This window comes from Kangiella aquimarina DSM 16071 (assembly GCF_000374105.1).
GTDB lineage: Bacteria > Pseudomonadota > Gammaproteobacteria > Enterobacterales > Kangiellaceae > Kangiella > Kangiella aquimarina.
The window spans coordinates 1712171-1732712 of sequence record NZ_KB893650.1; the positions used below are offsets into that span (position 1 = coordinate 1712171).

Here is a 20542-nt window from a genome sequence, read left to right on the forward strand (position 1 = left end):
TATGTAACTCCCTCACTCACTTTCTCTTCTCTTCTCTTAAATCAATTTTTCCACCAATCAGCTTTGGCAACAATCTTTCTTTTATTGATTCTAGTGATTTATTTTGCTGTATGAGAATTGCTCCCATATTTTTGTAACTAAAGATCATCTTATCAAATCTAGAAAGTAGCTGCTCTTTTGGTATTAAACATGAAAGGCTAAGTGCATTTTCTCTGTTAAGTCCAGGAACAGCAGCATCAGTATTCATTGTATCTAGGCCTAAGCCTTTTAAGAGATAGTAACAGAACTGTAAAGGAATGTTTTTGCGTGGAACAACATAGAACGTTGTATCAATAGGGAAAAAACTCTTGCTCTCCCAAAATACAGTACCTACCGTTCCTTTGCGTCCAACGATCACCCCGGGGCCTTCTACCAAATAACTATTATGATAGCCATTTATACCACCCGAGCCATACACTGGATAATGACCTTCTATTCGTTCAGATTTTTTAAGTCCTTTTCCGTACTTTAACTCTAGTAGATCGCGAACTTTCTTGTCCTGCCATTCATCAGGTATCCAGCCCATGTCTTCGTGGTGTTGGAAGTCGTTGGGAAATTCTTTTTTGATGTGGTCTGGTAGTGGTTTGTAGTTGCTGGTTTGCTGGATTGTGTGTCGTTTTTGTAGTTTTGGGATGAGGTCTAGGGCGCCTTTTGCGGTTAGGTATGCTGATGCTTTTTCCAGGTTGTTATTGTGTTTTTCGAGAAGGTTGTCAAATATTGGATCGAAGTCCACAAACCATGACTTAAACATAGCTTGCGCCATTTGCTCCAAGGTTTGATTGATTTTTTTGTTGAGAATTATTGTCTCGTCTAAGCTTGTCAGGATCTCGGATACTTTTTTACTTGCTTGATAACCTATACGAGGACAGGGAACTCTTTCGATCGTTTTGGCACTGATATTTGCCTGATTTGCACTTCCAGAAGAGTTGGATACTAAAAATTCTTGGCTGGATTGTTGTGTAAGTAAATAATATACAAAATCAGGGTGTATATTATTCTGCTCTTTAAACAGGACCCTTCCAACCCTTTGATTTATCCAAGCTTTCGGTTCATCTTTCCATACCCTAGCAACTCTGCCAACTAATGATTGGGGTGCGTTTGGCCCTGAACCAGTCATGGATATTAGAATGTCACCTTCTCTAGTAGACCAGCTGCTGGTTTCTAGAGCTAAATCATCGGATATATATGCCGTTTCTGAATAATCAACGGCCCCAAACCTAACATTTTTAATTTTCAAAACCTTGTTTGGTGAGCTTTCTAGAAAATCCTGGCTTTTATATGCAAAACCACCTTGAACTTTTATATACTCACCCAAAGTGGTCCAATCACTCCCCATAACCCAACCCCTCTAGATTTTTGCGAATTATTTTATCTAGGTCTTCGGCTTCTTTCATTTGTTGGTATAGGGTTTGGCTGAGTTCCTTCATCTTGACTTCGAAGGGTATGCCGTCGTCTTCGACTTCGGCTGCGCCGACGTAGCGACCTGGGGTTAGTACGTAATCGTTTTTAGCTATTTCTTCGAGAGTGGCTGATTTACAGAAGCCTGCTTCGTCTTTGTATGCGCCATCTTTCTTTTCGCCACGCCAAGCATGATAAGTTCTAGCGATTTTTGCTAAATCATCTGATGTTAATTCTTTATGCACACGGCTGATCATGGTTCCCATGTTTCTGGCATCAATGAATAGAGTTTCGCCTTGGCGGTTTCTAAAGGGTTCGCGAGCATCTTTAAAATGCTGTTCAGTTTTGTTTTTAGTTAGGAACCATAAACAGACAGGTATCTGAGTTGTGTAGAAGAGTTGCCCGGGCAAGGCAATCATACAGTCCACTAGATCGTTTTCGATGATTTTCTTGCGGATTTCCCCCTCTCCGCTGGTGTTAGAACTCATTGAGCCATTGGCCAATACAAAGCCTGCTGTGCCGTTTTCACTGAGCTTGCTGATCATGTGCATGATCCAGGCGTAGTTGGCGTTGTTTACAGGAGGGACATCATAACCTGCCCAGCGTGGGTCATCGGTTAGCTCATTGGGTGCGCGCCATTGTTTCTGGTTAAAAGGCGGATTGGCCATGATGAAGTCTGCTTTTAAGTCAGGATGCTGATCTTTAAAGAAGGTGTCTGCAGCCACATCACCAAGGTTAGAGGCAATACCACGAATCGCCAGGTTCATTTTGGCCAGTTTGAAGGTAGCGCTGGTGTATTCCTGCCCATAGATTGAAATATTTTTCTGGCTGCCTTTATGACTTTTAACAAACTTGATGGACTGGACGAACATACCGCCCGAGCCACAACATGGGTCGTAGATTTTACCTTTATAAGGTTCAATCATTTCTGAGATTAGGGAAACTACGGATTTCGGGGTATAGAACTCTCCCCCACCCTTACCTTCATTAGCCGCAAACTTTCCTAGGAAATACTCATAAACACGACCTACCACGTCTTCTTCAGACATATCACAGTCATTAGCAATGGTATCGATATTGTTGATGGTATCCACTAGAGCAGCCAGTTTGCTAACATCAAGGTTGAGGCGAGAGAAATAGTTGTCTGGCAGCGCCCCTTTAAGCGAAGCATTACTCTTTTCACAAGCACTCAAGGCAGTATCAATTCTGAGAGCGATATCGTCCTGTTTGGCGTATTTAAGGATTTCCGTCCAACGCGCCTCTTCCGGAAGGTAAAAGACATTGTCCTTGGTGTAAAACTCTACCCTTTCAATAAAGTCCGTCAAGCCATCATCAATCAGCTTCTGCTTATGCGCCTCGAACTTGTCACTGATGAACTTCAGGAAGATGAGACTTAGTACAATATGCTTATATTCGGAGCTTTCAACACTACCACGAAGCTTGTTAGCACTGTCCCACAGTGCTTCCTCGAACCCTTTAGATTGAGATTTTTTAGTCTTTTTCGCTGCTTGTTTAGCCATTGTAATTGTTTGATTCCCAGTAGAATTATTATGGATTATTTCTTATTAGAATTTAGACATAGCCATCTCATACAGACAGCTTATGTATCAATTTGTAACCCGACATAGAATAGTAGCTTTTAATGTGACCGCGTTCAACTTTTGCAGCAATGCAGATTTGCATTGTTTCCAGTATAAACTTTAGAGCACATCCCTATACTTTTCAAAGTCTTCTCTATAACTTTCCTCATAACCTAAGTCCATGTAGCCCTGCTCTTCCAGCTTCAAATAATAGCTAATGGCCTGATGAATACCGAAGTTATTATCTTCTGGATCTATCCCTTTAAGATAGGCCTTTGGAGCAGTGACCATATCTTCAACATACCAGCGATGTCCTTTGGGGAGATATCCTTGATTTGTATAGGGTATGAATTGACTGCCATCTGCAAGGCTGTTGACTTCTTTTGAAGGAAGGTAGTATCCGCATGGTGGTATTTCATTTTTGTAGCATAACCCAACGCACGCGGTTAAATAGGCCCTGGTTTTCCAATAACAGGCACTATCAAATCTAACAAAATCATAGCGGTATATGTACTTAGTACCAATTGATTTGATCAAGCTTTCAAAAACCAGCAGAACACTGTCATTCCAGCAGGGATTTTCAGGGGATAGGACATACACCCTTTCTACGTCAGTCGGCCTTTGTTTAATACTTTTAATTTGCTTCTCAAATTCCGGGATATTCTTATAAAACCCCTTAACCTCATAGATAGTCTCTGAATCACCATCCAGCCACTCTCTTTTAACCCCAAACATAGTGCATGCCTTTTCCAGCACATCTTCTGTCAGTTTTTCGAGTAACCGTTCATTAGAGTGTAAGTCGGGCAGCTCAATGCCACCCTCAAAAAAACGCGGGATCTGGTTTTGGTGAACACCATGGTTTTCAAATAATGCCAGGAATCGCTTAATAATAATCGGTTGAGTGTTTGATTCATTCTTGCTAAAGAATTTTTTGACTCTATCAAAGATAGAAAGCCCTGCTGAGATTTCGCCAAGCATGTATATTATTTGCTCAATTAATAGTCATGACTTGAATATATAACAAGGTCGACGATCTTGTAATAGCCAGGGAACGATTTTTGTATATTTTCTATTGATTATACTTAACAGAAAAAAATCGAAATCAATCGACTTGAATTGTCATTAGTTTATCTTCCGAAATACTGTCTGATCGACATTTTGGGCAGCGAGGACGTGCTTTAAGTGAATAGTTGCCACCACAAGAACATAACCCAGTAACCGCTGTTATAAGACTAGGCTCCTTTTCACTCAGGTCAGATCCCCACTCAAAATCGAAACTATGGTAGCCCCATAATTCCAATGGTAACTCATCAGGACGGATTAACTTTTCTTTCCCACAGTCTAGACAATGGGCTATATGTCCCCTCATGACAGGCCCTTCGGTAAACTGAAATTCATGCTCACAGTCATTGCATTGATAGTGATGAAGCTTACCCATTAAACTTTCCTTTAAATTCTTTAGGACTTTGGCTTTCTCGTAAGTTCTAACCAGTCTGCTTCACCATTAGCCTTTAAATAGCCCTCACCGAAGTGCTCGACGTAGGTGAATATTTGATATTTCCCTGATTGTCTACCCCAAACAGTAACTTCCCACTTATGCTCGACAAATATATCAAAAGCGACCTTTCTTCTTGAAGGCACAGTGTATCTCAAGCTGAGTGGCATTCCAGCTTCATGCAATGATTGTTCAATATCATTTTTTAGTGAATCTGATGGATTCAAATATCGATTGGGTGCTGGATATAAATAAATGGTTAAGGCTATCCCGATAAAGCAAAAGACGGGCATTGAGAAAAAATACTTTCTTTTCTTCCTGAAAAGTAAAAGTAAAACAGGGACCAAAATCATCAAACTGATACAAATGGCGATTCCTGCATACGTCAGCTCTTGATAAAAAGCTCCTAATCCCCAGCTGTGAGGCGCTGCTATATAAAACACACCGGCTCCAACGAGTAGTGCAAGGCATGCCTGAATGACGAAGTCCTTAATCAAGATAAGCCCTAATTGTTCTTGTGTCACCATAAGTACTGGAACTGGTCATTAATGATAACCACCTCTTACTTGCATAAAGTAACACCATCGATTGCTATTCGCTGAACAACGACCTGACAGCTGGCTGATCATAATTCACATGCTGCTAAAAGTCTCAATGCATAACTATTTGCAGCATCACGAACCCAAGATTCATTGACAATGAATAACCACCAAAACAACATGAGCATTGAAAATACACTTGCAGCATACTCTAAAGTATGTCTTTCTATATCAATATATTCATTACTCGAATAAAGATTGAAGAATAAAAGTAAAATTGAGAGCAATGAAAACAAAACTCCAGCCCATTTCATACCAAAACAGTTTCTTCTAAATCCGTATGATATGTTTTCTTTAAATAATAACCGGTAAGTTTCTGAGTCTCTAGTTTTTTCGAGCAACCACTTTATAGCCGAATCATAATTTTCATTTGCCTTCACTGGGTTTTCTATTTCACCAGCCTTTGTAGGTGATTGCCAATCGATGATATTTTCAGATAAATACTTGTGATATCTATCTTTTGTGTGTCGGTCCAAAGTGCTATCACTATGTCGCAAAATGATAGTCGTTGGCTTACCTCCCCACTTTTGGTAAAGCATTTTTTCAATTTCTCTGCCTTTATGCCTTGAATAATGTGCCAACACAGTTATAAAGCCACATGCTACTATTGTACTCAGCAACGTAGCCACAAGGTCATAGAGAGGAGGAATTACTATGTATGAAGTTACAACAATGGGCAGTAATACAAGAAGGGATGGCTTAACTCGTGCCCCCAAGCTATATTCATCGAAAAGATTAGACAACATTCGAGTTTCTTCCATATTTATTAAAACTATATGATTGCATATTGAAACCAGTTTTTCATATGTAAATCAATGCAAGTTAATTTAATTGAAGTCTATTTCAGCCCCGTCCCCATCAATATAATAAGCAAAAGATGTATCAGAAATAATAAGCATTAATGCTGGCAATCCATCTTCTTTTAAAGCTGTTGTCACGAAATCAAGTTGATGAATGTCGGCTTGACTTTGTTGAGGCAAGCAACCTTTGGGGTGAGAATGCCATTCGCCAACATAGGTAACGATGCCTCCTGTGCGTTCAAGGCAATTAGTCAATAATTGCTTTGACTTATATTCACCCCTTTCAAAACTGGTAGGTGTTGATATACTTTCTTCAGGAGCATTACACGCTTTTACTAATGTAATAGTTTTGTCCTTTTGGTCCACTATACCTAATAAAACTCCACCGGTCTCATTTGGAAGTGATTCGTCTCGAAATCTATTTGCTTCCATTATAAATCCATCATCCCAACAAACCTTCCATCCAGAAATAACTTTAGATTTTGCTGGAAAAACAACTATGTCATGAGGTGTAATTCCGCCGCTATCTTCTTGATAATCCCAAACACATATTTTGGCCGTGCCTTTGGAGAAGTTTTTCCTTATTTGTCTAGATAAAATTGCTGCGTGAAGGTGAATTAACTCATCTGATATTGTCACAGTCGCCTCACGACATCCAGCGCCAAGCCAAAGTTTGCCTAAATGACCTGATAAGTGGCTCTCACCCCATTCGTTACTTAAAATTGCTCTATAGTACTGAGCTTCGAGGCTATTACATCGAATAGTCCTTTCGTTATCTTCCAATAAAAGTACAGCGGACATTCCGGAAGGGGTAATAAAAACATTTGCTGTTCTAGGATAATTATTTTTTTTAGAGATTTCTCTTGGAACATTCAAAGTTGTCGTTGCGTCAACGAGGAGTTCAGATCGTCTTATAAGGTTTACAACATCAGGGGCATCTGAAATTACGCTACCCTCAACATGCTGTATTAGATTATCATTATCGAAATCATGAATATTAGCGACCATAGTACCAACAGTGGTCGATTTAGGAAGACCAACGTAGCTATGTGATGCAATATGTCGGGTGATATTATGTGGCTTAAGGATGTCGTCGTCTATGTAAGCCCACTCGCCCCAGCATTCACGCCCCCAGATTTTTGCGAGCATCCCACCTAAAGCCCCAACTCCTGCTATTATACCATTAGGCCCTTCATCTTCTCTAGAAATCCCTGAATATTGTCTAATTTCCTTTCGGGATGGATAAGAACTCACACTTACTGGACAAATAGAAATACTTTTCCATTGTTCACTCTCTAAAACATGCTGATTGCTCTCTATAAGCTTAACTTCTTTATACCAAGTTTTTTGACCTGGAGCTTGGCATAATACACCGAGCTGCTCTCCAAGCTTTGCGAGTTGTAGCTCAATCAAAAAACCATGGTAATCAACCCGTTCTACATTACCGTTACGAATTCTTGGTGTAGCAACCAACAATATAACGGGCTTGTTCTCTTCTATGCCAATCCCTTTCTCTGTTACTTGAGAAGACACGGCTGCCTTTAAGAGTTCTACTATCCCAGATTTTTTTTGTTCGAGTTGTATTTGTAGTTGACCTAAAGTATGAGGGTATTCTTCAACGGGAACATTTTCGATGGGATCCAAAACTACAGGCACTGTAATGAATGATGGTCCAGAGGAATCTGAACGACTGCTCTTATAACTACCGATCAAAGTAGTTACATTGCGATTGTTTTGAACTATATCAATCGTAAGCTCATTTACTTCGGATCCTTGTTCCTTCAAGTAATTACTGGGCAGCACTAGTTGGTAACGGCTAGTAAAAAAAAGTTGCTCTATAGGTTGCTCGTTATCATGAATTGTTCCGTTTGCCGTTTCCCTCAACCACCAGAAAATACGTTTTACAAATAACTCAGGTGTCCAAGCTCTTTCAACAGAAGACCAAGGTTCCACATATAAACATAAAGAACGGGGCTCATTTGCCAATACATGATTTTGATGAACTGTTACTGGAAAATCTTTTCTGAGCGCCCTAACTTCCCATACAAACTCTTTATCTAGACTATATGTTATAGACAATCGCTCTTTGCGGTGTATACCAGTTGGATTGCCTGCATCAAAAGTACCGTCAGCAAAATCTGCAACAATTGACTGAGTATTGTTATCTGAGTTAGCTCTTAATTCGATTACTTCAACTGATGAATTGTCCAAACAAGCCTGATAGACACTCTGCAGATTAGGAGCTAATATCTCAGCAGCTACGAGCTGACCGCCCCAATCAAAGTAAACTACTTCCATGTGCCAGCTCTTGGAGGTGAACAAGATAAAACTGATGCTGCTGAGGAGGTTACAACAGCTATTTTAAAGCCACTGGTAGTTGTCTCAATGTCTAGTGGTTTAGGTTTTAATTTGTTCGGTTCTTCCCCTGTGCACTTAAAGATTCCGGATGTTCCTAGTATTTCACGATATTCACGCTTTGCACGGATACAGGGAGGATCATTCTTATCATCAAGAATTGGTTTACTGCTTGAAACAATAAATGCACCGTAGTTAGCATTTTCAAGCGCTTTTTTTGCTTTTGGAGAAACTGTTGCATCCTCACCTTTATCAGACCAACTCTCATGTGAAAGACTTCGCCATGAGCAATGGTGTGGAGCTAATAGCAGGTCGTAAGCCAAATCAGAAGGGGCATACTCATCAGCCACCCTTTCCCAAATTGTTACATCAGCATCTCCACCGCAAAGGAATGTACTGATTCCCTGACTATGAATATTGCTCTTAATCTTAAAGCTGATTATGACGCTTGAGTTGTTTTTAGATAGTATAGCTTCGGATTCATCGTCTTGCTTGCTAATAGGGGCAATTAAAGTCGAGGAAAGGTATTCTATGGCGGTTTTATTAATTCCTTTAAACTCAGTTCCATTTCGTATTAAAATTGGTTGTAGCTTATCCGTTTTGCCATTTTCGTCTTCACCCAGAATCAAAACTCTATCACCATCTGCAACGTTAAAACCAGATTCCTTGTTTACTTTAACTCTGCGTTTTACTTCTGAGTTAAAAGCTTTGGCATCATCGCATAGAACATGTTTTTTTGAAGCACGTCTAAACACCATCGGAGATGACCACAACTCATGAATGATAATACGCTTTTCATTCTGTGGTTTAAAATCATCAGGATAATCATCAATTGACCCTAACCAGAAATGGGTGCGCAAGCCTAAACAATGATCTTCATCCGGATGCGTCAATAGCATTGCGTCTACGTAGGGTCTATTCATTTCATCGATATTAATTCTATCTCTAAGATGCTTACCAACATCAGGCGTGTTATCCTTCGAATCATCGGCGGCTGTTCTGATTTTGCAGTCAATTAAGAGGCTTGTTCCTTTTTTGTCGGCAAGCTTAATTAATGTCATATCCCCATTGTCTACAGGGAAAAATGTGATTTTTGCTGTCATAGTCTAATAACCTCCAGCTCTAAAAAATAAGTATCTTATGCAATAAGGTTGTGATTGAACCTTAATAGACAGCATAAAATGGTGTGCGGGAACTAACTAACTTACTGAAAGAATAAATATAACTGGAGATGTGAGATACGTTATCTCGAGCTTACTTCATACAAAGCTTCAGATTCTGTAGAACTAACCGCTTCTTATGACTTCCCCGTAACAACTAAATACTATTAGTGATTACTGGTTATCATTAATCTTCAATATACCTAATCAAAATGATTATGTCAATATTTTATATCTAGTGTATATTTAGTAGCTACATGCAGCGGTATTCATTTGAAAAGTAGGAGTACATGTGTTTTTACCCGCATCCAATATTGATTTAAAAGAATACACGGTTAATCAACTAGAGAGACTAGCTTTTATTGAGTATTCGGCATATTTTCTTGGTGAAGTTGGTAGGAAAGCCCTTCAGGACAGGTTTGGTATAAAGGAAGCCGCAGCATCAAGGGATCTAACACTTTATAATGATATCGCTCCAGGTAACATTACATACAATCCTAGATTACGTTTTTATGAACCAAGCCCCAGTTTTAAATGCGTTTTTAAGTTTTCGACCGATCGATTACTTTCAACTATGACTGAAGGCTATGGTGATGGTGTTAAAAATGATAATAGCTCCCCCATCACATGTGAAGCTCCGAGGCTTAGTCAACCCGATCAGAGGGTATTGTCATTTGTTACCAGAAGTTTAAATTTACAAAAACCATTAGAAATTACTTACCGTTCACTATCAAGTGGAGAAACGCGACGTGAGATTATCCCTCATGCTTTAGTAGATAACGCTCTTAGATGGCACGTTAGAGCGTATGATCGAAGAAGGAAGCGCTTTACGGATTTTGTTATTAATAGAATTTCAGAGCCAAGTTTTTGCCAAGTAACAGATATTGAAGAGCATGAAACACAAAAATTTGATAAGCAATGGAATACTGAAGTCACTTTGGAGCTCGTACCGCATCCTAGAGTAAGCCATAAAGAGACAATTGAAAAAGATTATTGCATGAAACAAGGGGTATTAAAAAAGCGAGTCCGAGCTGCATTAGCTGGTTATGTGCTACGACGTTGGAATGTAGATTGCTCCCCAAATCATGAGTTAGAAGGCGAAGAATATCATTTGTATTGTCAAAATATAGAAGCACTAAAAAAACTTAGTGAGCTGGATATATCTACCTTAACCCTCGCTCCGGGTTTTAAGAAAGCTTGACGTTGCTCCTAATAGTGATAAAACTTGCCCATTGAATGCTCTAGGCCTCTAGAGCTATTCAAGCTTTCTCGTAACTTTTGACCAGTCTATTTCATCGGGAATGATCAGTTTCCCCTGGCCAAAACGCTCAATATAGGCAAAGGTTCTGCGCTTCAGTGGGTTTTTGCTTGAAACACTGACAGTCCATTCGTGTTCTACGAATAGATCAAATGGTCGTTTAGTCCTATAGTCAAAGCTTACCTTTAAAGCTGATGGTATGTCTGTTTCATGCAAAGAGCCCATTATATCTTCTTGTATTGAATATGACGGTAATGTGAATCTTGAGCTTGAGGGATAAAGAAATACCACCAATACGATACCTATAGAGCTGAAGAAGAACATTGTAAAAAAATACTTTTGCTTTTTTTTAAATAAGAATAACGCTGCGGGGATCAGAATAGCCTGGCTAATAACAAGAGATATTCCAGCATAGATTGGTTCTGATATGAAAATACCGATACCCCAGCTGTGAGGCGCTGCGATATAGAACACGCCGGCTCCAACGAGCAGTGCAAGACAGGCTTGCATAACAAAGTCCTTAGTCATAACTTTCCCTTTATCACAGCAGCCTCACAATACTCGTTGAAACTCGCGGTTAATGAAATGCCACCCCTTCCATAAAATGACTGCCATCAACCGTCAGCACGTTGGTGTAGATCTCGGTGCTTTTCACGGAGCTGTGCCCTAACATCTGGCTGATCACCTTCAAGGGTCGTCCATGCAATACTAAATGAATCGCAAAGCTGTGTCTAAAAGTATGACAGCTGATCGGAAACGGTGCCCCACCCGCTTTAGCCACCGCGGCTTTGATATGACGATTCACCGATTGACGGGTCATAGTAAAAATCCGCTCACCCTTTTTGAACTTGTTCATATACAGATAGGTGGAGATCCGGTTGATCAGATCCGGCTCACAAATGGGAACGAATCGCTTGGGCGAACGCTGCAGCGCCTTACGCTTGGGCCTACCCTGCTTCTTTAAGGTATCGAGGATCACCATGTGATCATAGCGATCAAAGGCAAAGCGCTCAGGGGTCAGTGCCAGGATCTCCGAGATACGGGCGCCGGTCGACCACATCAGATCCAGGATCAGGCGATAAGTTGGATCCGATTCCATATCCAGTAACCGCAAGATTTCCGGCTTCAGCAGATAGGCGGGCATCGCTTCTGAGGACAGCAGCACCTGCCCTCGTTTGGCCATCAACCGATCCCAGTTAATGTGAACTGACTGGATCGGGAAGTCCACCGATCGGTTGGCTCGGGGTTGAAACAGCTCGTTTGAGGCGTGTTCTGCTAATAAAAAAGCATCACGATTTTGGACATTTTGCACCATTTGCCCCCTTATAAATGGAACATTTTAGATATATTTATACTACTTAAATGCTCAAATAAAACAACAAAAACCCTAAAATAATAGATTAAAACCTACATGTTCCAAAATAGTATTAAATGGTGCATAAGTAGTAGTATTTACAAAAGTCACTTTTGGATAGCTTCTAAGCAGAATCAGCACGATGAATGTCATTGGTAAAGTTTGCGGCGCCAATGGTCAAGACGGATTGAAGAACATGGTAACGGAAGTAAACAGGGGCTGAACAATTAATAGATCGGACTGAAGTGCTCGCGAAAGCGTTGCCATAAGGGATCCAGGTTCACTAAGAGAGTAACGCTACTGGTTTGGACACTGTGATGAATCGATGGATCGTCGGCTGGAAAAATATGCACGGTCTTACTATCGTATTTCAGGGCCCACATAAAATTGTAGCAGCCAGCGGACGGAGATAATTCGACCATCCGTACCAGCGAATCACGCACCGCTTGTGCGGGCAAGTTAGCAGGATTGACTTTGACCACATTGAGCAGGTGCACAACCACCGAAAAGGCAAAGGTCTGTTGCACGGTCAGTGCCCGGCGATCAAAGTCGCTCGGCGTAAACAGCGGGAACCAATATTCAAATTGCCCCACCCTGATATCCAGTAGCTTACACACTTGGCTGCGCTTAAACAGCAACATTTTGGCTTTACTCATGCTACCCCAAACTTTTTGTTCGTCCAACAAACAAAACCGTATGCTGAACATACAATTCAGTCAGATCACGATACCGGTTTTGATTTCACTTGAAGGATGAGGTCTGTTACAACCAACTAATGGTTGCAGCTTCAGACGGATGGGCAGAGTTCCTGCAGTTGTTCAAGGCCATTTACATGACAATGAATAAGCTCCTAAAGATCACCACAGACAAGTCGGTAGACTTTCTGACTTATCCCACTTGTCATCATACACCTTTACGTTTTCGACGCCAAACCAACTACTATGAGCAGATCATGCTCAAGCACCCTCTTCCCTCTCCGTTTCACTCCTTAGCAGAATATCTGCATGCCGGTCTACTTGAGGCAGATCCTGCCGTGCAAAGCTACGTCCCACAACCGTATCAGTTTAACATTAATGGTAAACGGTACGTCCCCGATATCTTTGTCGTTCGAGGCAATCAAAAGATAGTCATGGAGCTAAAACCTGAGTCGAAACTCCCGTTTCACTACGAGCAATATTTGGTGCCGTTCTTGCAGAAATACCACATACGATTTGAAGTGATCACCAATGAGTCTGTATTGGCGCAGGAGCAAAAAGCCTTGAACTGGCTGAAAATCGTTCGTGTACTGGTCGCGGCTCAACAAAACCGAATCAGAACCAGCCAACTTCAAGATGAGATCATATCGATGCTGGCTAGCTCAGATGAGGGGATGGAATTAGGTGATTTGATCGATAGTGGAGATCGCCAACGAACCTATACCATGGAAATCGCTGTCTTTCGATTAGCCTATGCCGGACTCATCAGCCTGACTCTGGATCGGGCTCCCTTGGACTTTGATACGGTAATAACCTTATGAATGGTTTTCGCTCCACTTTGATTAATTACCCCGAGTTAAATGATCTTAACAATTGGCCAATGCACGTCGATACAGCGAATATGTCGTCTCAGAACCGTGCTAAGTTCCTCAGAAATGTGGAAATTATTAAAAGCTATCAGCAAGGGATGAGCGTAAGAATAACGGCCAAGAATCATAATGTTTCACCAAGTATGGTCTATTACCTGCTCAATCGAGCCCTGGGAACCCGAGATAGTGAATACCCAGCATTGTATAAAGGGTTGATCCCTAATCTTATCCAACAGGAAAAAACACGCCAGTCACCAACGCCTACACTGGCTAATAGGCGCGGTACGGTCTACGCCTTTAAAGCCCTGTTAAAAGAGTACCCTGAGATCAACGTTGAAATGCAGGCTAAAATTAAAGCCAGCTACCGAGGAGCCGCTACCAGTGAGAACCTGAACCCTAAAATCCTACATGATTTCTTTTTATCGTTATTAAAACAAATGGGGGTTCCCAAAGATCATTATCCCTATACCACCAAATCACTAGCGTACCAGAGTGTTCGACGCTATTTTCATGATTACCAATCCGAACTGAGATCCCCAAAAAGTAGTCACTGGCGCGACAGTATCAGTCAGCGTTCGGACATGGCTTTCGAGAAAATCCAAATAGACGAGCAGTATCTCGATTGTGAGACATCAATAGAGTTCGAAATTTTTGGCAATCGAGTGCTGGTTAGAATAAAACGGTTCTGGCTTGTCATGGCCACGGACTGTTCAACTGGCTGTATACTAGGATTTCATGTGAGCATTAACCGTCGCTGCAGCCAATGGGATATCATTAATGTATTAAAGCAAATTCATTATCCCAAACCGCAACTGGTTCTCCAAACGCCATACCTTTCTTACCCCCAAGGCCCCAACCTCTACGAATTAAAAACATGGCTGCCCAGAGTTCAGATAGGCCAGATCAGTCTTGATAATGACATGTCGCATTTCGGAAACAATTGCATCCAATATGCCCATGATCAACAGGCATGCTTACATTATGGTCATCCAGCAACTCCTAATGTCAGAGACCAAATCGAGCGACTCTTCAACATGATCAACGCGGTAAGTCACAGATCTCGTTCAACAACGGGTTCTAATTCTCATGATCCCATAAAAGAAAGTAAAAGGCTTAAGAAAAAACCTCCCACGCTCAATGTTATTACGTTACAGGAAATGCTGAGCATTCAGATTGCGAATTACAATCTAACGCCACAGGCAAGACTAGGGGGAGTCTCCCCCGTTGAAAAGCTGAAAGAACTCATCCAGCACTACTATTGCATGAGACCACCGCAAGCACCGCATAGCCCACTGATAAAAGATCCGAAACTACGAAAGCTTCACTTCAGCACAACTAAAAAGCAGCATCCTTGGGTTAACTTCTATGGCGTAAGGTACACAGTGATGGACTGGTCTCAACCCGTTCATTCGACCACTGATGTTTCGATTGAGTTTGATCCCGAGGATATCCGAAAGATCAAAGCTTACTTGCCAAGCGGTGACTTTATAGCAGAGCTGATCGTTCCACGAATGTGGAGACGCTATGCGCACGGTATCATTACACGTAATCGGATCATAAAAAAGACCAAGAATTTGGTGACCGCATCAGGCGATCCTTTTACTAAGTACTTTACTGTTTTACAAAAAAACATTCATAAACCTAGCATCCAGCTGGAGATGGTAAGACTTGGCTACGAAAATACGCAAAACAGAGAGTTAGAGTTGGGCATGGTAAACAAGGATGAGCCAAGTGAGGTGAGTATGAGTTCTAATTCATATCAGCAGTCAGCAAACCATCTAAGCACCCAAATAAGACTACCCTGGGAGCAGGTGAAAATCTCCTGATATACATCACATGAGTAGGCATTGAGTAATGGCTGGAGTACTTTAGAAGGAGAACCTATGACTAACGACGCATCCATAACCGAGCATCCGTTGAAACATCCTGAGTTATTGCAGATCCACACGTTAGAAATCGAGGCATTACTGCAATTTTGCTCTAGCATCATCGGTTTAAGCTTGCCGGGAGCACTCATAGCCGGCTACTGTCGAAGTGGAAAATCAACAGGAACAAAAAAGATAACGCCCTACCTCAAAGATAATGAAGGTAAAAGTATACCCTCCGAGATTATATACATCCCTTCCAGGGATCGTAAAACCAATAGAGGTGCTTGGCGTCAGCTAGCCTATAATTATGACTTCCCGTTAAAACGTAGTGCAACGAGTGACGATATTTCCCGTCATTATATTACCTATTTGCTCGATAGATGTTACGAAGCGAAAAGTACACGGATAGTTTTGATGGTTGATGAAGCACAACGACTTTCCATCAATCAGTTTGCCATTTACGCTGAAATATTTGATCGATTAAAAGATTCTTTTGGTATTAGTTGTCATGTTTTTTTTGTGGCCAACCTTGATAATTTCAAAGACACGTATCGATTATTACAGCAACGGGAAGATATGCATATCTACGAACGATTTTTTAAGAGAGTCTTTTTTTATAAACCTATTACCAGCCATGATTCAGTCAGACATATCTTGCGTCAGTATGATTTTCTGACATATCCCCCATCATCAAATATTAGTTACGCACAATACTTTTTATCGGAACAAAATAAAGATTATGAGTCACTTCGGCTAGAAGACTATTCAACATTGATATGGCAAGTATTTTTTGAAAAGTTTAAGACTCCTTATAAGCTGAAGTATTGGTCTACAGAAAGTTTTTTCTGCTTTGTTAACCTACTCATCAGTCAGTATATACCACAAATAGGCATTGATGATATCAGTGATGAATTAATTGAGCACTGTATCCATCAAAGTGGACTGGTAGTTGAAGAAGTAAATCTGGAGGGACTTTGACATGAATTTTGGTTTTGATTTTATTTGCCCTTTTGAATCAGATTTATCATTACGATATCATCTGATAAATTGCAACCCCTTATACAGCCGCCGTCAACTGAATGTGCTCACCGACGACGAGCAGTTATATCATCACAAGGGACAAGTTAAAGTAATCGCTAAGTATTTACACCGTTACAGCAATTCAAAAAGCAAAGGGGTACTAAGACCCGAAGAATATAGGCACTTCCCTACCCAACTGAAACCTAAAAGTTGCCCTGATTGTGCCAAAATTGGCTTCTATAGCCATTTCTACAGTTATCCATGGATGAATCGTTGTCCAATTCATAATAAGCAACTAACAAAATACTGTCTATCATGTAGAAATAGCTGGCTAGAGTCTCTCAGTAAAAACAATAATTGCAAAGGGTGTCAAATTGATGAGCGATACTATGATTATTTGAAAGCTAGAAAAATCGCTAAAAATGCCTTAAACGAAACACTGGTGCCATTATATGAGCTTATAGAGCAGTTGAAAGAAAAAAATCAAAAGCGATTAGTGTATTCGGATGAGCTGGATAGTGAATTATCTCACTTTATAGACATCACACAGAGCAAGCTATTCCCTTCATATCTGGTCAAGGAACGTCTAACTTCCAGCAAATCAATATCGACAGTAGCATTAAGAACCTTCGCATTGCATCAACAGTCGTTCAAGCATGATAATAATGTAATACTATCCGAATCTACAGCGTACGATGACTTAAGAAAAAAACCGAAACTCAAATATGCACTAATAAAAGCTACAATTAGAGCCAACAAAGTAATCACACAATCACTCGAATCTCTTGACTCATCACTTACACTACTGCCATTTATAACGCACGCAAAAGTGAGGTTTTGTTGCCCCTATTGCATGGCTTATTCTTGTTGGATGCATTTAATAGAATCAAGCATAAAACAAATTGACAAGAGCGTTATTATTCACAGCATTGCCGCTTATGTGTTTTCTGAACAAAAATTTAAGAACCCATTTGCAATCGCGACCCACATAAAAGCAACTGATAAAAATGCTAAGTTAATTGAAGAATTAACATATGTTAGCCTTATATATGCTTACATTAAAATTCACTGTATGTTCTTGTCGGCATTCGATCTGTACTATAGCAAAAAACAAGATTTGATTTTTATCTATGAGATTGATGAGTGCATCCGTAATTCTATGTACAAGCCATCCTTTCCTCTTGAGTTTATACTAGATGCCAAAAATAAAACTGTTGCACTAATATATCCAAAACAGCTCTGTAGTAAGTTATCTCTTCCAAAATGGAAGCGCAAAGTGTCATGTGAAGACCATTTTGAAATGCTAAAAGTTAATTGTCGATTTAAGAAAGACAAAAAAATTATGCGCAAAGGATTTGAGGAAGAACTCAAGATTTTAAAAGATTTTTTTTGTTAAGTGTTATCTTGAGAAACCCGTAGCTTTAAGCTTAGTGAAGATTAAAATTGATAACTTTTCGATTGGACTGTGAGCAAGAAAGTGCCTTACGTCTTCGTTATTGTGAAAGAGATTCTGAAATTTCGAGAAATCTATTTCAGTCGACTAATTTGAGCATACCACTAGCAAATAATTCACCAAATTGTATGGAAAAGCAAAAGGTATCTGCACATAATAGAATAAAGCACGGAAAAGATACAATGAGCAAAGTGCCCGGCTGACACGGGCACTTTTAGATATATATTTAGAACACTATTTACCGAAGGTGGTTCGAATATAGTTAATAACGGCTTTGAGGTCGGCGTCAGTCAAACTGGCGTTGCCGCCACGAGGTGGCATTGCCATCGGCGAACCAGGACTTTGAAATCCATTGATAATGTTACTTAACAGTTCTTCATCATTTTTGCTCAATGGGCCCTTGGCGTTGGTGAAATCCGGTGTACCAGGCAGAGCACCCTTACCGTCACTACCATGGCATGCAACACAAGAACTTGTGTAAACATCTCCACCAGATAGTTTTGATTTAAACTGATTTATTGATACGGACTTTTCTATTTCCTTTTCGGATGGCGTGTTAGATGCTTGCAGGAAAGCAAGAATATCTCGTGCGTCCTGCCCAGTTAAACCGGCTCGAATACGCATGTGATTGACAGTGGTTTCCCAATATTCATCAGACAACTCCTTCGGATCACGCATATTATGGCAACGAGCACAATTATCTGCCCATTTTTGAGCCCCTTTTACTGCATCGCTATTTGCTTTAGCATGCACCGGCGTAATGATGCATACAGCCAGGAACAAAGCCGCAATACTGGCAGCAAAAAGATTACATTTCATACTTTTACTAATATTCATTTCACTTCTCTCCTAAAAACCGTAAGCCAATTGTAATTTCACAGTGTCCTGCTCGCCTGCGATTAATGAGTCATAGTCTTTCATTTCATAATTGAACTTGGCGATAACATGGGGTGCAAACAGGTAATTTAATCCCACTGTCTGTTGAGAGTAATTTTCTCCAAAATGAGGTGTCTGCAATTCACTGGTCCGAATAACGACTTCAAAACTTGTCGATGGAATTTTGTAGGCTGCTTGAAGATACCAAGCCTTCCATTGACCAGTTTCAACATCGTCAAACTCTGAAGGGCCTAAATAATCCTCAGGCAGATCATCGCTGTGGAATGTAACACCAGCACTACCCTTTCCAATCTCGGTTTTGATGTATTCACCTCGTAACTCTAGATTCTTCCAACCGTAGCGAAAATCAGCCCCTATAGCGTCATAATCAAACTCACCCGAGGATTCTATATCAAGCTCGGGCCCGTCATGTCCACCCGCAAAAGCATCCGTGACAGTAGCTTTACCTTTAGCAGCAGAAATCCCAATTTCCAGACCGGAAAATGGCAAGAAACCAAGCCGGCCTCCGAATGATTTCTTCCCATCAGGGTCATCGGTACGGCCTTCGGTTTCTACTTCCTCTATAGCGAGTTCGTAATCTCCCTCATGCGGCTCTACTCCTGCGGCGAGAGTGGGTCCATTGCCAATATAGAAAGCATAGTTGGTACGCATTTCACCTATAGGAAAACCGCCACGTAATTGCAGACCAGTCTCACTTAGTGGAGCGGCTCCACCATGCCCAAAACCGGCAGGAGCCGATATTGCCTTATTGATCCAGCTAGGGTGCAAATTTTGGCGAAATTGTCCTATTGGGCTTAAAAATTTACCTGCCACAAGCGCAACGGAGTCGTTCAGAAACAGGTCAACAGAAGCATATTCCAATGCCAACTCAGTTCCACCATCTGAGGTGTTTGACATCTCGAATTCTGTCTCGAACATCAACCAGTCCTTGTAAGTGTAATGTATGATAGGCGCTACCATAACTTTATTAAAAGCACCGACTTCTGAATCCGAGTCCGCGTACTCGACCGCTCCATAACCTGCCATGTGAAAAGACGAATCTGTGTTCCTTGTGGCCGCCACGTTTTCCAATCGTTCAACTTGCTTTTGAAGTGCGTCGACCTGCTCCTTGAGATTGTCGTCTTCTTTGTCAGCATAAGCAGCAACTGGCAGTATTACAGCCGTTAGTGCCATAAGATGCACTTTTAGTTTTGCTTTCTTCATGGGTTTTCCCCTTGGTTGATTATCAATATCCACAATAGTGATTCGGATCACTTCTGCAGTCTTTAACAATTGGCAGAATTATTTGTGTTCTTATCTGCGCTCAGACCGAACTGTCTCTTTAAGTTTATTATAATGAGGTTAAGATGACGCAAGGATTACACCAAGATTGCAGGCTTGTAATATTCATGCATTTAGACTGATTTAGATCAATTCATTTGCCAAAACTGATTAAACTCTTTTTTCTTACTTCAGATTCGTGTCCGGTAAACCTTTAAGGAAAAGATAGCCCCTAAACTGCTCTCTTAAGTACTTCTAAAACGAGTAATACCTACAATAATTTACTTAGTGTTTAAATAACGACTTTTCATCATTTAGATTGATTTAAAGCAGGCATCTTAAATGTCCAATATAATTCTTAGAAAATTGGGAATGGTTGCGATCCCCAATTACGTAGAGCCTATGCGACTCTGCTCATCATAACCATAGGTACACATCCCGT

Annotated in this window: 18 protein-coding genes; 5 read left to right on the forward strand and 13 right to left on the reverse strand. The window is 40.8% G+C overall.

Features of this window, described 5'->3' with window-relative positions; all coding sequences use genetic code 11:
• Nucleotides 1–16: 16 nt before the first annotated feature.
• From B158_RS0108215 to B158_RS0108250, 8 genes are all read right to left on the reverse strand, one after another.
• Nucleotides 17–1375 carry a restriction endonuclease subunit S gene (locus B158_RS0108215; RefSeq protein ID WP_018624888.1) on the reverse strand — a complete coding sequence of 453 codons (1359 nt, stop codon included), beginning with the start codon at nucleotides 1373–1375 and terminating at the stop codon, nucleotides 17–19.
• Nucleotides 1365–2957, reverse strand: a complete 1593-nt coding sequence (locus B158_RS0108220) for a class I SAM-dependent DNA methyltransferase (protein ID WP_018624889.1) — start codon at nucleotides 2955–2957, stop codon at nucleotides 1365–1367. Before B158_RS0108220 ends, B158_RS0108215 begins: the two co-directional genes overlap by 11 nt.
• A gap of 180 nt (nucleotides 2958–3137) precedes the next feature.
• Nucleotides 3138–3995, reverse strand: coding sequence for a hypothetical protein (locus B158_RS0108225; RefSeq protein ID WP_018624890.1), 858 nt, complete (start codon nucleotides 3993–3995; stop codon nucleotides 3138–3140).
• A 124-nt stretch (nucleotides 3996–4119) separates the two neighbouring features.
• Entirely contained in the window at nucleotides 4120–4455 is a 336-nt protein-coding gene (locus tag B158_RS0108230) for a hypothetical protein (RefSeq protein ID WP_018624891.1), read from the reverse strand.
• A 20-nt stretch (nucleotides 4456–4475) separates the two neighbouring features.
• The gene (locus B158_RS0108235) at nucleotides 4476–5039 is read right to left on the reverse strand and encodes a hypothetical protein (RefSeq protein WP_018624892.1); all 564 of its coding nucleotides are present in this window, start codon (nucleotides 5037–5039) and stop codon (nucleotides 4476–4478) included.
• Nucleotides 5040–5137: 98 nt separating this feature from the next.
• Nucleotides 5138–5857, reverse strand: coding sequence for a hypothetical protein (locus B158_RS0108240; RefSeq protein WP_018624894.1), 720 nt, complete (start codon nucleotides 5855–5857; stop codon nucleotides 5138–5140).
• Nucleotides 5858–5938: 81 nt separating this feature from the next.
• Nucleotides 5939–8209 carry a Mov34/MPN/PAD-1 family protein gene (locus tag B158_RS0108245; protein WP_018624895.1) on the reverse strand — a complete coding sequence of 757 codons (2271 nt, stop codon included), beginning with the start codon at nucleotides 8207–8209 and terminating at the stop codon, nucleotides 5939–5941.
• Entirely contained in the window at nucleotides 8200–9369 is a 1170-nt protein-coding gene (locus tag B158_RS0108250; RefSeq protein WP_018624896.1) for a ComEC/Rec2 family competence protein, read from the reverse strand. The genes B158_RS0108245 and B158_RS0108250 overlap by 10 nt, the downstream gene beginning before the upstream one ends.
• A 349-nt stretch (nucleotides 9370–9718) precedes the next feature.
• Here B158_RS0108250 and B158_RS0108255 point away from each other — a divergent pair, with 349 nt between their 5' ends.
• Entirely contained in the window at nucleotides 9719–10627 is a 909-nt protein-coding gene (locus B158_RS0108255; protein WP_018624897.1) for a WYL domain-containing protein, read from the forward strand.
• 54 nt (nucleotides 10628–10681) lie between these two features.
• Here the strand turns inward: B158_RS0108255 and B158_RS0108260 are convergent, their stop codons facing one another.
• The 3 genes from B158_RS0108260 to B158_RS0108270 all read right to left on the reverse strand — a co-directional run bounded on the left by B158_RS0108260 (nucleotide 10682) and on the right by B158_RS0108270 (nucleotide 12694).
• Complete coding sequence (locus B158_RS0108260) at nucleotides 10682–11212, reverse strand: hypothetical protein (RefSeq protein ID WP_018624898.1); 531 nt, start codon at nucleotides 11210–11212, stop codon at nucleotides 10682–10684.
• Nucleotides 11213–11261: 49 nt separating this feature from the next.
• The gene (locus tag B158_RS0108265) at nucleotides 11262–11999 is read right to left on the reverse strand and encodes a tyrosine-type recombinase/integrase (protein WP_018624899.1); all 738 of its coding nucleotides are present in this window, start codon (nucleotides 11997–11999) and stop codon (nucleotides 11262–11264) included.
• Nucleotides 12000–12265: 266 nt separating this feature from the next.
• A complete protein-coding gene (locus tag B158_RS0108270) occupies nucleotides 12266–12694 on the reverse strand; it encodes a hypothetical protein (RefSeq protein WP_018624900.1) in 429 nt (142 codons plus the stop codon).
• A 176-nt stretch (nucleotides 12695–12870) separates the two neighbouring features.
• On the opposite strand from B158_RS0108270, the gene B158_RS0108275 reads away from it, so the two are divergent.
• The 4 genes from B158_RS0108275 to B158_RS0108290 are packed head-to-tail and all read left to right on the forward strand — an operon-like array spanning nucleotide 12871 to nucleotide 17886.
• On the forward strand, nucleotides 12871–13554 hold the full coding sequence (locus B158_RS0108275; protein WP_033414031.1) for a hypothetical protein: 684 nt from the start codon (nucleotides 12871–12873) through the stop codon (nucleotides 13552–13554).
• A complete protein-coding gene (locus B158_RS0108280) occupies nucleotides 13551–15428 on the forward strand; it encodes a helix-turn-helix domain containing protein (protein ID WP_018624902.1) in 1878 nt (625 codons plus the stop codon). The genes B158_RS0108275 and B158_RS0108280 overlap by 4 nt, the downstream gene beginning before the upstream one ends.
• Nucleotides 15429–15485: 57 nt before the next feature.
• The gene (locus tag B158_RS0108285; RefSeq protein ID WP_018624903.1) at nucleotides 15486–16448 is read left to right on the forward strand and encodes an ATP-binding protein; all 963 of its coding nucleotides are present in this window, start codon (nucleotides 15486–15488) and stop codon (nucleotides 16446–16448) included.
• Between the two features lies 1 nt (nucleotide 16449).
• Nucleotides 16450–17886: a hypothetical protein gene (locus B158_RS0108290; protein WP_018624904.1), complete on the forward strand. Its 1437-nt coding sequence runs from the start codon at nucleotides 16450–16452 to the stop codon at nucleotides 17884–17886.
• Nucleotides 17887–18177: 291 nt separating this feature from the next.
• Here B158_RS0108290 and B158_RS13515 read toward each other — a convergent pair whose 3' ends face one another.
• Nucleotides 18178–18780 (reverse strand): cytochrome c5 family protein, encoded by a 603-nt coding sequence (locus tag B158_RS13515; protein WP_018624905.1) that lies wholly within the window; start codon nucleotides 18778–18780, stop codon nucleotides 18178–18180.
• A 12-nt stretch (nucleotides 18781–18792) separates the two neighbouring features.
• A complete protein-coding gene (locus B158_RS0108300; protein ID WP_026309320.1) occupies nucleotides 18793–20013 on the reverse strand; it encodes a hypothetical protein in 1221 nt (406 codons plus the stop codon).
• Nucleotides 20014–20542 lie beyond the last annotated feature (529 nt).